Origin of the sequence: Amycolatopsis panacis, from assembly GCF_003600245.1 — a bacterium.
GTDB classification, from domain to species: Bacteria; Actinomycetota; Actinomycetes; order Mycobacteriales; family Pseudonocardiaceae; genus Amycolatopsis; species Amycolatopsis sulphurea.
In genome coordinates this window covers 1-13,097 of record NZ_QZFV01000005.1, presented here as the reverse complement: position 1 = coordinate 13,097, position 13,097 = coordinate 1, and the positions used below count along the sequence as shown (strand labels likewise).

The window sequence follows — 13,097 nt, the reverse complement described above, 5'->3', positions numbered from 1 at the left end:
GCCGACCCCGATCCAAGCCCGGCTACTCGACCTCCTTGCGGTCGACCCCACCCAACCGCCATGATCAACAAATCCGGAGTTCCCGGGTCCGCCCACCATCACTCATGTGCGAAACACCCGGCTAGCCTTGGCCGAGCTGCACTCGCGCAGCGGTCCCCGGCTCGGCTCGCTGTTCCTAGACGAGGGCTTCGCGGCCCTCGACACGGCGGCCCTGCAGTCGGCACTGGAAGTGCTGCGGGCTCAGGCCGGCGGTGACCGCCTCGTCATGGTGATCAGTCACCTGCACGCGGTCGCCGAAGCCGTCGACGACGTCCTGTGGGTTGAGCGCGGTGCTGCCGGTTCGACGGCTCGCTGGCTGACGGCGGCGGAACGCGACGAACTCGTGCAAGCCGACCTGGCCAGCGGCCTGCAGCGGCTGGCGTAGGGCCTGTGGGCAGGCAGTTCGTGTCTCATCACCCGATCGGTCGTCGTTCGGGCGGATCACCTGCGATTACGGTCAGTGTCCGGGAGGTGGGGAATGACCTCGTGGTTCGGCGGCGGGGACCCGAGCGGAGAACACGGGTGACGGCCGGTTTCTCGTTGTCCGGGAGCGCCGCTCGCCGACGGCGCACGCTCGCGCACCTGTCACCGATTTTCGAGGTGCACCTCAACCGGGCCAGGAACCCGTCGGACGTCGACTGGGCCGCCTACGACTTCGTCGCGCTGGTCCAGCTGAGCGTGGACACGATCGCGCTTTCTTCGGGCCTGGACGGCACTCTAGGTGCTCCGCGCGAGACGGTCCTGGACGAGATGACGCGGGGCGCGGCCATGACGGCCCCGCACCGGCCCGTCGCCGAGCACGAGCGGGTCGCCCGGTTCGTGCTGGATCATCTGCTGCGGCACGACGAGCCGTCGCCGTACTTCACCGTCGAGCACGCCGACGCTGATGCCGGCTGGGCGCGCGTGACCCACCAGGTCCGTGTCCTGTATGAAACCCTGGCGGGGGACGGGTCGTCGCTGCAGGTCAACGCCGACCACACCGCGGTTGCCTTGTTGCTGCTCGCGACCAACCGCTCCCTCGAAGACGAACACGAAGCGGTCATCGCCGTCATGCAGGCGCAGGCCGACAGCGGACGGCTCGGTGCGGCGATCGAATCGGCCGACGACGCCTTGACGTTGTCTCGGACCTATTCGGCGAATGTCCGCCGCATGATCATCGAAGCCGAGCGCGATGTCAGCCGGGTGGACTACGTGACCGCGCTGCGGCCGGAACTGACCGCCGCGTCGCGGCATCTGGAACGGCGGATCCAGGTCGACGGGACCTTCCTGCGGCACTTGGAGAGCTTGCGTTCCGATGCGTCCGAAGAACAGGATCCCGAAGCCGTCCAGCAGCTCACGATGGCGATCTCCCGGCTCGGCGAGGCTGTCGAGACGCTCGCCGAACTCCACACCGACGTCATCGGCGCGACACCGCGCTGGCGCGACGCTCAGGCGGCGCAGGCGTTCACGGCGGTTCCGGCGACCGAGGTCGACCCCACCGCGGACGTCCTGTCCGCGCTTCTGGCCGGGCAGCCGCTGCCAGCCGGCGCCGACGCCTCGCCTCCGGCACCGGCACGGCTGCTCAACTTCTCGGCGTTGGCGGATCGGCTCGTCGCTCCGCCGCGTCAGGTTCTCGACGTCCCCGGACGTGAGGTGGCGACCGGCGCGTTGGAGGACAACGACGGCGTCTACCAGCAGTTCCCCGAGCAGTTCCACAACGTCGCCGAAGCCCTGCGCGGCCGGCGGGTCGCACCCGGGATGAAGGCGCGGCTGTCCGATCTGCTGGCCGACGCCGACGCGCTCTTCTCCCAGCCCGACCTCCGCACCGTCGTCGAGCTGGCCACCCTTGCCGGCGGACGGCACACCGCACGGCTGCGCCTCCGGCTGCTGCTCGCCTTGGACGCCCTGATGCTGTGGCGCCCGGACGGCGTTCCTGACCGGAGCGACGACTGGTGGGCCGTCGACGACGCCTGCCGCGAATCCACGCCCGATCTCGATTTCCCGGATCTGCTGCTGCATCGGAGGGGGCCGGATGACCGACCGTGACCTTGCCAGGGACGTCGGCCTGCTGCTGCGGTTCGCGCTCGATCACACGGTGACACCAGCTCGCCACGACACCTACAACCGGCTCTTCGACCGCTACACCACGGATCCCGAGCTGCGGACGGCGTTCGAAGAGACCGCGGCCGGCCTCGGGGTACGCACACTGGCCGCGGATCGGACGACCGGCCTGGTGCTCTCCGCGGAGGTCGACTCACCGCTTGCCGTCGCCGACACGACCCCGTGGCTGCGGATCAGCAGCGCCGGGGACCGGATGGTCTACGGGGTGGCGCTCGGAGGGGCCGCCGCCTGGTGCTACCCCACCGCGCGGTCGGTGCGAGAGCCGGGCACTCGGCGGGTCTCCGCGATCGACGTTGACCGGCTGATCCGGGAACACGCCGCCGCGGTCGAAGCAGGGGAAGCCGAGTTGCCCGCCGGTCTGGGGCCGGCGTGGGAGCAGTACAGCGTCCACCGCAAGCAAATCGCCGTCACGAAGAACACCGGCCAGCTCAAGCGTGGTTGCACGGTGAAGATGTGCGAAGAGGTGCTCGGCATGCTGGCCGCCTTCGGCCTCCTGGTGGCGGATCGGACGGTGCCGCCGCCGCGCCCGGACCTGCGGGTGTGGCGGTCGACCGACCGGTTCCGCGCCCACGTCGCCGCCGGTGGCGGTCCGCTGGCGTGGCAGACCATCGTCAACTCGGGGATTTCCGCGCTCGAAGAGGAGGACGCGTGAGACATCTCGGCTGGCGGCTGGAACGCACCTTCCTGGCGGGAGCCGGCCTGGCCGAGTCCCGGCTGGAAGGTTTGGATCTCAGGTGGTCGGAGCCCCTCGACCGCACGGCGCATGCGGCTCTGTGGGCGGACAACGGCACCGGCAAGACGATGGTCACGGCGTTGCGCTACGCCCTCTACCTGCCGTCCGCCCGGGATTTCATCCGCGGCGAATCGGACCGGTCGCTGGCCCAGCTGGTCCGCTCCCGCGATGTCTGCCACGTCGTCGAGCAGGCCAGCCGGGTCATCGACGGGGAGCTGCAGCGTGTCGTGGTCGGCATGGTCGCCGACTGGGCGGGCGGCGGCACCCAGGACCTCGAGAACCCGTCACGGCTGCACCGCGTCTTCTACGGCTGGGTTTCGGGTGAGCACGGGCCGACCATCGACGACCTTCCGTTCCGGACCAATGCAGGGAGGTGGGCCACCCGCAACCGGTTCACGGACGGCGTGCGTGCGGTGCTGCCGTCCGGCGGTGCGGTACCACCGCATCTGCCGTCGGACCACCAGGGAAACTGGCGCAGGTGGCTCGACGCCGTCGGAGTCGATCTCGACCAGGTTCGCTTCCAGGCCGTCATGAACGCCGCCGAGGGCGGCGTCGATCGGGTCATGCGGTTCACCGACTCCGACCAGTTCGTCCAGTGGCTCGTCGGTGCCACCATGCCGACTTCGACGGTGGAGCAGATCACGAACAGCGTCGACGTCCTCCGGGCCAACGCCGCCGCCCGGCCGCGCTGGGAGGAGGAGCTGAACCTGTGGCAGAAGCTCATCGAGCCGCTGTTCGACCTCGCCGTCGCACACGACGAGGCCGGCAAGCAGCGCCGCGCGGCCACGGCGGCCAGGACACGCGCCGTCTCCGCGGTGGCCGACGCAGAGGCAACGACTGCGGCATTGCACCTCAAAGAGGAAACGGCGAAGCAGCTGTATGACCACCACGACGGCGCTCGCCGGGAGGCAGGCTCGGCTGCGCGGCGGGCCCAGGCCCACCGCCTTCGGATGGAACTGCGTGCCGCCGAGCTGAGAGTGCGGGAAGCCGAGGGCATCGCCGGCCGGCGGCGCGACGAACGAGAGGATGCCGAGCGAGAACTCGCCGCCTGGCGGATCGTCAATGACGTCCTCCTGGCCGGAAAGCTCACCGGCCGTCTCGCCGGTCTCGAAGAGCGTCGCCGAGTCGTCGAAATGAAGACGGAACAACTGCAGCGCGAGGAAGCCTCGCTCAGGCACAGTATCGCTCGCTTGCTGACCGCACGTCGGGACGAAGCGGAAACCGCCCGCCGAACGGCCGAGACGGGGCTGAAGAAGGCGCGTGCCGACCTCGATGCAGCAACTGTCGAAGAGAAGAATGCGCTCGGCGAGCGAGGTGCCGTCACCCAGCAGGCGGAGCAGCTCGAAAAGGACCGGACCGCGGCGGAGGGCGAGCTGGCGGAGGTTGTCGAGGCGGGCTTGCTGCCGGAGGGCGAGGAACCGGCACAGCGGGACCTCGACCTCGCTGGATCGATCGCCGCCGCGCAGGGCCGGAGAAACGCCGCCACGCTCGAGCTGGAGCGGGTTGAAACGGTTCTCGGGTCGGCACAGGAGCGGCTCGCGGCGGCTCAGCGGCAGATCCGCGAAGCACGTGACGACGTCGAGCGGTTCCGCGGACAGCTGAACACGGTGGACCGGCGAGTGGCCGCACTCGAAGAGAACGAACTCGTGGTGGACGCCTTCGACGGTACGGTCGCCGATCTCTGGGAGAGCCGGGTCCTGCTCACGGACGTGCTGGCCGGGCGCGCCACCCGGGCGGACGGTGACGCGGAAGAAGCGCGCCGGGCGGCCGAGGCGGCGCAGCGCACGATCGACTCGATCGGCACCGACGGGCTCCTGCCGCCGGCCGAGATCATCGAGGACGCGGTGCGGCGGTGCGAGCAGGAAGAACTCATGGTGTGGTCCGGGTGGCGGTGGATCGCGGACACGATGACCGCCGAGCCAGCGGAGTCGTTCGCCCGGTCGCGGCCGGACATCGCTTCAGGACTCGTCGTCGCAGAGCCTCACCTCGTGCCTGCGGTGGCGGCCGTGCTCGACGGTCTCGACCTCGATGTCGCCCTCTGGGTCGGCGCGGTCACTGATCCCGAGGCCGCGGCGGCGGGTGGCGGCGGCAGCGGGACCGAAGCGCGGATTCTGCTACCACCCGCGGGAGTCTTCGACCGGGACGCCGCGGCGGGCCTCGTCGCCGCGGCCACCGACGACCGCGCACGAGCGGAAGACGAGCGCGCCAAGGCCACCGCACGGGCCCAGCTCCTTCGTGGCGTCCTCGCGACCTGCGAGCAGCTGTGGCAGGAATTTCCGGTGGATCCTCGTCCCACGCTCAACCGCAGTATCGAGGCCGCCGAGCAACGAGGGGAGGAGGCAAGCCGGCACGAACAGACCGCGCAAGAGGAAATCGCCGCGCTGAAGGAAGAGCGGGTCGTGCAGCGGGGCGTGATGGAGGAGGCCCAGCTGACGATCGACACGGCAGCCGAGCACCGCCGGTTGCTTGTCCCCGCGATCGCCGCGGCCGAGACGATCGCCGCGGCGCGCCGGGCGTTGCCGGGTCTCCGTGATGCGATCGCGTCGCTCGGCGCGCGCATCGAGGAGCTGTCGGACGTCAAGGCCGATCTGGCGGAACGCATCGAAGAGGCCAAGGGGCTGCGGGACGAACGCGCGAACGCTCGCGATGACGCGGCCAACGCGTTGCGCCAAGCCGGGTTGGCTCCGACGACGGAGGGCTCGATCCCGGACGAAGGCGAGACGGTTCTCCAGGCACGCCTGGCCGGTGTGCGGGAGACGTTGGCGAGCGCCACGATCGATCCCGCGCTGTCCGACGAGATCGAGCGGCTCCGCTGCGAACTCGCCGATGCCGAGGCGAGGATCGGTACGGACCGGGAGCGGTGGGAGCTCGCCCAGCAGTACGCGGAGAGCAGAGGTGCCCGCCATCCGGTCGCTCTGGCCGAGTCGATCAGGGCCGCCGAGGGGCGAAGTTCCGATGCCGGGGTTGAGTTCGCGACGGCGGAGGCGACGGCGGAGGCTGCCCGACGCCTCCATCGGCAGCGGGTCGAAGACCGGGAGGACCGCGCGTCTCCGGACGCTGACGGGTTCCCGAGTGCGGTGCGGGTCACTTCGCCGCTGGAAGCCGATCAGTACGCACGTCAGCTCAACGATGTGGCGGTGGAATTTCTCGAGAAGCGCAACGTCGAGGACCGCCTGATGAAGGAGGCGGAAGCGGCCGGTGCCAAGGCTGCGGAAGCGCGTCGGCTGATCGAGGTTTCGGTGCGGCCGCTGCGCCACCTCGCGGCCGAGGTTCCGGCCGGACGCGTTTTCGACGACGTGGGCAAGCTGACCGAGGCCCTCGCCGACAGCACTGAAGAGCTGCGTGCCGCGACCGAGAACGTCTCGCGAGCCCAAGACGCGCTGAACGAGCTGACGGCTGGAGTGCAGGCACACGCCAACGGCAAGGATGCCAGAGCCGTCGAAGACCGGGCCGATCCCCACCTGGCCGACTTGATCACGCGGCTCAGGACGGACCAGAGCCTCGCTCTCGACGCCGAACGCATCGCGGCGCAGCTGGAGCAGCGGGCGGCCACCCTGCGGGACGACCTCGGGCAACACGACGAACGCGTGCGGACGTGTGCCCGGATGCTGCACATCCAGGCATCCACGGCGATCGAGAAGCTGCGCCACTACCAGAACCAGTCACGTCTGCCAGAAGGGCTGGGGGAGTGGTCGGGACAGCGCTTCGCCGTCATCGATCACGAACCCGTGCCGGACGACGAATCCGTTTCGGTCGACCGTGTAGCGCGCCTGGTCCACGCTCTCCTCGCGCCCGGTGCGGGCAGCTCGGATGCCCAGGCGATGCTGTTCGCCGCCGCCCGGGCTCTCGTCAACGCACCGTTCCGCGTCCGGCTCCTGAAGCCCCACACCGATCTCGCCCTCGACCGGGTCGACGTCGCCGAGCTGAAGAATTTCTCCGGTGGACAGCGGGTGACGGCGGGAGTGCTGCTGTACGCCACGATGGCCCGGGTGAAGGCGGCCGGCAATGACACCTCGATCGGCTGGCTCTGGCTGGACAACCCATTCGGCCAGGCGTCCGCCGACCAGTTCGTCCGGACGATGCGGCTCGCGGCCGACAAGCTCGGGCTGCAGCTCGTCTTCACCGCCGCCCCCAAGGACAAGGGGGCACTGTCGATGTTCGACCGGATCATCACCCTGGCTCGTCGTTCACGCCCGTCGTCCGGAGAGAAGGTCGTGCTCGTCGACGACGGCAACCGCGAGCTGGCGGATCTCGAGCTGATCCAGCACGACGTCCTGCAGGTCCTCGGCGAATGACCATGGTCGACCTCGACGCACTGGTCCTCGGGCTCGATCCGGAAGGCTGGGGCGGCCGCCGTGACATCGACGCGTTCGCCACCGAGCTGAGGAAGCTCGCTCCCGGAGCCGGGCCCGGCGACGTCCCCGAGCTCGTCCGAGCCACCCTCGAGCGCGGGCGAGAGGCTGGTCTCTGGTCCGTCGCCAAGGCCAAGGTCCAGCGCGGACGCTGCGTGCTGCCCAAGTCTGTCCAGCTCATCAGGACGGTTCAGGCCGGTGACCAACGGCGTCCGGTCGGTGTACCCCTGCGTCCCGAACTCGCGGACTGGGCGACGTCGCTCGACCTGCTCAGCGGTCAGCGAACCGTGCTGCTGGCCGTCAACGACTGGTTGCGCCGCACGAACGGCGGAAAGGTGGCGGTCATCCCGGCCGCCGAGCGCGCGTATGAACTCCTCGGCAACGAAAAGGCGTTCGACTCGACGCCTCCGGTGGGCGGGGAGACGCTGTGGCGGCCTGACCGGCTCAATTTCGGCCTGCTGCGATGCGTACGCGTTCCGACGCCGCTGACGTGGGAGCCGGCCGTACCGGTCGTCGGCCCGCCCGGTGCACTGGTCTGCGTGGAGAACCACGCCACCTTCCGGAGCCTGCTCCGGGTGCTCCGGGGACGGACAACGCCGAGGTGGGTGGCGGTAGCCTGGATCCAGGGACGGAACACGGCACCATTGGGGTCGGTTCTCGATCTGCCGTTCCGGGTGACGCGGTTCGACTACCTTGGTGACCTCGACGCCCCGGGCCTCGAGATTGCTGCGACCGCATGCGCGATCGTCAGTCGGTCCGGGATCCTGGCGGGACCGGCGGAGACGCTGTGGCGGCTGCTGGCGGACCGGCCGTCGCGACCCGGCGCCGGAGTCGAGCCTGGGCGAGCTCGCGATCTGGCCAAGTGGCTACCGGAAAGCGTGAGGGACCGCAGTATCGCGCTCCTGACCGGCGGTCGGGCCATACCGCAGGAAGCCCTTCGCTACGACCTGCTGGACCAGGCTCTGTGAAGCCGTTGTGGACCCGGCAGGTCGTCTCGGTCGGCTTGCGCGGTTGTTTCGCCGTTCTCTTCGCTTCCAGGCAGTACCAACGAACCCAGCGTGATGGCGAGCATCAGAGGTGGGGCAAACTCCGGGTCCGCGAAGAACTCGGCGATGTCCTGTGGAATCTGACCGCGTTCGCCGACGGCCTCGGCTTGGATCGGGCTTCCCGACCGGGGAACGGCTGCCCTTGTCGATCGCATACGAGTTCCGGACTTACCGCAAGCCGGACGGCGTCCTCGCGACAGAGGTCTCCTGCGGAAGCGTGCAGGTCGGCGCGACCCTCACCGACGCTTCGCGCAACACCGACAGCTACCGCTTGCACGACGTATTCCACCTGAGCTACGCGTGCCTGCTCGGCTGGTCTCCGGTCACCCGCCCGTTGCTCGGGTGCAAGCGCCGAAGCGATCCGGCGATCGACGAAAACGACGACGGAGGACGTGCGATCGCCATCGAAGAAGGGCTGGCGGCGTCGATCTTCGCCTACGCGGCCACGCGTGACTACCTCAGAGGCGCAGCCCGCGTCGACGGCGACGTCCTCGCCTCGATCGCGACCTCCACCGCCCAGTTCGAGGTCGGTGCTCGCACGGCAGCCGACTGGGAGCGCGCCATCATCGAGGGTTTCCGGATGTGGAAGCAACTCGACGATCACGGCGGAAACGGCATCGTCCGAGCAGACCTGATTGCCCGTACGATGAAATTCGAACCCACTGCTGTGGAGGCTGGGTTGGACTGATGTGGCGAAGCTCTGCCCTTCACGGAACTCGTCTCTGTATTGTGATCTCCCTGAGCAAGCGTCGATCGAGCCAGTCCGCATAACCCAAATGGCTCAATTCTGCACCGAATTCCCAGATGAACCTGTTGGGTTAGGGTTTTACGTTCGCGGTGATGCTGCTTGGCGACTCTGGCGTGCTGGTTAAGTTTCGTGATTTTCTCGGCCTGCCGTCATTGCCAGGTGCGTATCCGCTGGTCGAAGTCGCGTAACTGCTGGGGCAGCAGTTCGTCGCGCTTGCGGTTCGTTCGGTCTCGGCCTCGAGCGCCTGGCGTTGGTTGGCTAGCTGGCGCCGTTGTAGCACCATTTGATCAGCGCGGCTACCGCGGTTCTGCTGCCGCCGAGCGGCGATCCAGGTTGGCAGGTCACCCAGATGAATGCTCATCGCGGCATCGTAGAACCGCCCGGGCCCTCCAGGTGTGAACACACCGGGGCGGCGACGGCGTGCGGCACGGCTGAGCGGAGGCGGCGTCGTGTTATCACCGGGTTGGCGAATGCTCAGGTTGTCGTACCCAGCTGGCAGGATGCAGCCCGTTCACTCCGCGACCGGCAATTACTGAAAGAGGTCAGCTCACACATGGACCGACCTATACGGACCCGTCGTCGGCACCCTGCCCTGCTGGCGGCGTTGGAGGGTCGCTCGGTGCGGCCACTGCACAACCTGTCCCGCCCCGGCTTGGGCACCGGAGTGACCGCAGGGTCGAACGACCGATTCCGCTGGAAATGCCTGACATGCGACTACGAGTGGGAAACCAACGCAAACAGGGTGGCGGTAGTGGGAAGCGGATGCCCGCGCTGCGCCGGACGCGTCCATAAGTCACTGGCAGCGGTTATTGGCTCGACAACGTTAGAGCTCGTCGAGAACGTTACGCATCCAGGCCGAACTCTGGAGCGGACGAGCTGTCGTTCTACGGATATTTGCCGGTGGCGCTGCCGCGTGTGTGGTCACCAGTGGAAAACGCACGCGTCGCGAGCCATGGACGATGGATGCGCTAGCTGTGTGCGACTCGCAACTTTGCCAGCGGAGCCGGCTGCGCTGGCGAGCCCGGATGTGGTTGCTGAGTTTCTAGAAAATCTAACGACAGGACGCGACCTTCATCACCTTACGCGAGGGTCGAGTGACCGATGTCGATGGAAGTGCTCGAGTTGCGGGCACGTCTGGATTGCGACGGTAGCGACGCGGGTGACGGTCGGCACGGGATGTAAGCGGTGTGCCTACAGGGTCAACGGGGACAAGCTTATGACGCCGCTGAGTATTGCGAATCCTGCGTTGGCGGCCGAATTTCGTCGAAATCTCTCTCGTCCTGACCGAAATGCGGACACCACGCCTGTTTCGGGAACTGACCGGGTCGAATGGCAGTGCGGTTTTGGTCATCTATGGGAAACCGCTGTTGCTCAGCGCAGCAAGCAGAAGACGCATTGTCCGGTTTGTAATGCAATGACGAGACGGAGTCGCTTTGAGTTGGAGGTTGGAATTCTGCTCGCGGCGGCAACTGGTCTGAGCGTGGTGTATGACCATCCGGCTCGAAGCCAATCCGGCAAAGGAGTGCGGACCTATCGTGTCGACATGTATCTTCCGGGAGTTGACATTCTGATCGACCTTGATCCGTTCTCGTGGCATAGTTCGGCTGCTGATGTTCAGCGGGATCAGCGCAAAGCGGACGGTCTGGCTGATCGGCACTTCGTCCGCGTGAGGCCGCAGACTCTTCCTCCACTGCGCGCGTCGACGGTGATAGTGGATGATCAAACTGGTGATCCGGTCGTGTGGATGCAGGCACTATGCCGTTATCTCGCTAAGCGCGATATTTCGGTGCGAAACCTAAGCGATAGTCGCGTCAAGGAATGTCTGGCGGCGGCCGTGCATGCGTGGATCGAACTCGTGGGGAACCCTCCAGCGCGGTCCTTGGCTTCGGCTCATCCCGATATTGTCAGCGAGTTCGTCGAGAACTGCGATCGTCCTGGCTTGACGCCAGATTTGATGCATCGAAGCAGCAATGACCGATGCAGGTGGAAATGCTCCGCGTGTGGCCATCAGTGGGTCACATCGGCCAGTAAACGGAGTAGTAGTGAATCCACTGGGTGTCGCGAGTGTGCCCGTGCTATCGGAGGAAGGCGAAGGGCGCGCGCGAGTGCAGGCCAGTCGCTGGCAGACTTGCGACCGGATGTTGCACACCAGTTTATCGAGAACCTGAGTAATCCCGGCGCTGGACCAGACCGTCTCTACGTCAATAGCGGGGATCGATGTGTCTGGTTGTGCCCGGGATGCCCAAACACTCGTGTGTGCCGTGTCGCCGATGCGGTGCAGCGGATGGGCTGTGCAGAGTGCGGGTATAAAAAGCACGGTGTCGCACGTGTTCGGCTCTCCGCAGGGCAAGGTCGTGTTCTCTCGGTGAGCCATCCTGAGCTTGCTGCGCAAGTCGATGTCGGGAAAACTGGGCGCAGTCCAGAGCGGATACCAACCGCCGGGCGGGCAACCGTCTGGTGGAAGTGCCAAGCTGGCGATGATCATCGCTGGAGTGCTCCGCCGTACAGTCGAACCAATCCATCTAAACCTGCTGGATGCCCGTTCTGCTCCGGCCGCCGTCCATCATCGACAACACGGCTCGATGTCACTCACCCAGAACTCGCTGCTCAACTAGATTCGACGAGATCCTCAATCGATGTGTCAGAATTGACAGCTGGGAGCCAAAAAATTGTTCCTTGGGTGTGTCCGGTGGCGCTCGATCACCGATGGGCAGGGCCGCCCGCATCGCGAATACGAAAGGGACGAATAGTAGGATGCCCTTTTTGTGCAGGTAGGAGGCTGTCGATAACAAACAGATTGGATACCAGGGTACCGGAAGTTGCTGCCTACCTAAATGCTGACCAGTCAGGAAGAAGTGCCGATAAGCTTTATTTCAGATCTAATTTCAGGGCGGTCTGGACGTGCGTAGCAAACCCAGAACACTCTTACTCCCTGCCAGTCCATGACCGTCTCCTTACCACGGGACGGTGCCCAAAATGTCGGGGTCTCCCCTGGAATTAGAATCAGGCTAACGAGGGTTCGCGGATGGAGATTCGGGTCCACGGATTCGAGCTGTCTCATCTGGCGGGCTCGTGAGAGGTGGTGCTGCGGGGTGGCCAGAGTTCCCATTTGTTGGCGTTGCCGCGGCGGACGATGGCGTTGGGGTGTTTCGCTTGGAGTTCGGCGAGTTTAGCCACGATTTGGTTAAGGGGCAGGCCGGAGGGGATGACGGCGAGTGGCTTCGCTTTGGGGAGCTCGGGCGTGCGGGGTTTGTTAGCGAGTTCGAGGAACCGTTCGCGGGCTTCGCGCATGCGTTCGGCGCGGCGGGGCCAGGCGAAGCAGGGGCCCTCGGGGAGGATCATGGTGTAGGAGATTTCGTGCCAGTTTGATGGCGTGTCGCATTCGGAACACATGTCCGCCGCGTCGAGTTTCGGGATGGCTTCCCACGCGACGCGCGTGTGGTTTTCACAGGCGATCCGGTTACGAAGTTCGCTGCGTTCGCTCCGGTCTGTGCTCGCTTTGAGCTTGGCACGAAGGTCAGCAATGAGGGCGCGGAGCCGACGTACTTCGTTCTGGCGCTGGCAGGAGAAGCCGACCAGGTTGAGTTCGCGCCGGCGGGCGGGGAGACGCCCGTTCTGGTCCATGACGGTCTCGGGATCCCCGACCCGCTGGCGGAGCTGCTCGACCCGGCTTTGCCACTCGGCGACGCTCGCTTCGGTGTCGGCGATCTCCGCGGCCCGTTTCTCCGGGGCCATGAGAGGTGCGCAGGTTCCGTCCCTCATCTCGCCGAGGTGCCTGATCGAGGCCCGAAGGCCTGCTTCGTCTTCCAGGAGCTCGAGGCGAGCTCGGGCTCGGTCGGGGTCGTAGAGCGGAATGCGGGCTTGCCGCTCTCGTTCCTCGCGTTCGCGCTTCTTCCTCCAGCGAGCTTCTTCGGACGCGAGCCATGGCGGGTTCAAACGATCATAGCGACGTCACGATAGGATCCTGGTAGCGTCGATCGATAGGAATGGTGAATGAGCCGGCACAAGCCATTGCGGTTCGAAGAGCGAGAGATCATCTCTCGCGAGTTGGGCAAAGATCGTTCGGCTCGATTCATCGC

At 66.7% G+C, this 13,097-nt stretch carries 8 protein-coding genes; 7 read left to right on the top strand and 1 reads right to left on the bottom strand.

Going from position 1 to position 13,097, the window contains the following annotated elements:
* The first annotated feature begins 106 nt into the window (after positions 1–106).
* The 7 genes from D5S19_RS00315 to D5S19_RS33960 all read left to right on the top strand — a co-directional run bounded on the left by D5S19_RS00315 (position 107) and on the right by D5S19_RS33960 (position 12,019).
* Positions 107–424 (top strand): P-loop NTPase family protein, encoded by a 318-nt coding sequence (locus D5S19_RS00315; RefSeq protein ID WP_199730232.1) that lies wholly within the window; start codon positions 107–109, stop codon positions 422–424.
* A 137-nt stretch (positions 425–561) separates the two neighbouring features.
* A complete protein-coding gene (locus D5S19_RS00310; protein ID WP_120021316.1) occupies positions 562–2,064 on the top strand; it encodes a hypothetical protein in 1,503 nt (500 codons plus the stop codon).
* Positions 2,051–2,791, top strand: coding sequence for a hypothetical protein (locus tag D5S19_RS00305; RefSeq protein WP_120021315.1), 741 nt, complete (start codon positions 2,051–2,053; stop codon positions 2,789–2,791). Before D5S19_RS00310 ends, D5S19_RS00305 begins: the two co-directional genes overlap by 14 nt.
* Positions 2,788–7,167, top strand: coding sequence for a coiled-coil domain-containing protein (locus tag D5S19_RS00300; RefSeq protein ID WP_120021314.1), 4,380 nt, complete (start codon positions 2,788–2,790; stop codon positions 7,165–7,167). Before D5S19_RS00305 ends, D5S19_RS00300 begins: the two co-directional genes overlap by 4 nt.
* On the top strand, positions 7,164–8,192 hold the full coding sequence (locus D5S19_RS00295; protein WP_147397294.1) for a hypothetical protein: 1,029 nt from the start codon (positions 7,164–7,166) through the stop codon (positions 8,190–8,192). The genes D5S19_RS00300 and D5S19_RS00295 overlap by 4 nt, the downstream gene beginning before the upstream one ends.
* Positions 8,193–8,301: 109 nt before the next feature.
* Positions 8,302–8,958, top strand: a complete 657-nt coding sequence (locus tag D5S19_RS00290; RefSeq protein ID WP_325050200.1) for a hypothetical protein — start codon at positions 8,302–8,304, stop codon at positions 8,956–8,958.
* 409 nt (positions 8,959–9,367) lie between these two features.
* Positions 9,368–12,019 carry a zinc-ribbon domain-containing protein gene (locus D5S19_RS33960; RefSeq protein WP_407641691.1) on the top strand — a complete coding sequence of 884 codons (2,652 nt, stop codon included), beginning with the start codon at positions 9,368–9,370 and terminating at the stop codon, positions 12,017–12,019.
* 56 nt (positions 12,020–12,075) lie between these two features.
* On the opposite strand, the gene D5S19_RS00260 is transcribed toward D5S19_RS33960, so the two are convergent.
* The gene (locus D5S19_RS00260; protein WP_120021311.1) at positions 12,076–12,753 is read right to left on the bottom strand and encodes a hypothetical protein; all 678 of its coding nucleotides are present in this window, start codon (positions 12,751–12,753) and stop codon (positions 12,076–12,078) included.
* Positions 12,754–13,097: the final 344 nt, after the last annotated feature.

Bases quoted from the DNA above. Each gene is read 5' to 3' on its own strand.
- D5S19_RS00260 (WP_120021311.1), bottom strand. From the start codon at position 12,753: ATGGCCCCGGAGAAACGGGCCGCGGAGATCGCCGACACCGAAGCGAGC.
- D5S19_RS00295 (WP_147397294.1), top strand. From the start codon at position 7,164: ATGACCATGGTCGACCTCGACGCACTGGTCCTCGGGCTCGATCCGGAA.
- D5S19_RS33960 (WP_407641691.1), top strand. From the start codon at position 9,368: ATGAATGCTCATCGCGGCATCGTAGAACCGCCCGGGCCCTCCAGGTGT.
- D5S19_RS00305 (WP_120021315.1), top strand. From the start codon at position 2,051: ATGACCGACCGTGACCTTGCCAGGGACGTCGGCCTGCTGCTGCGGTTC.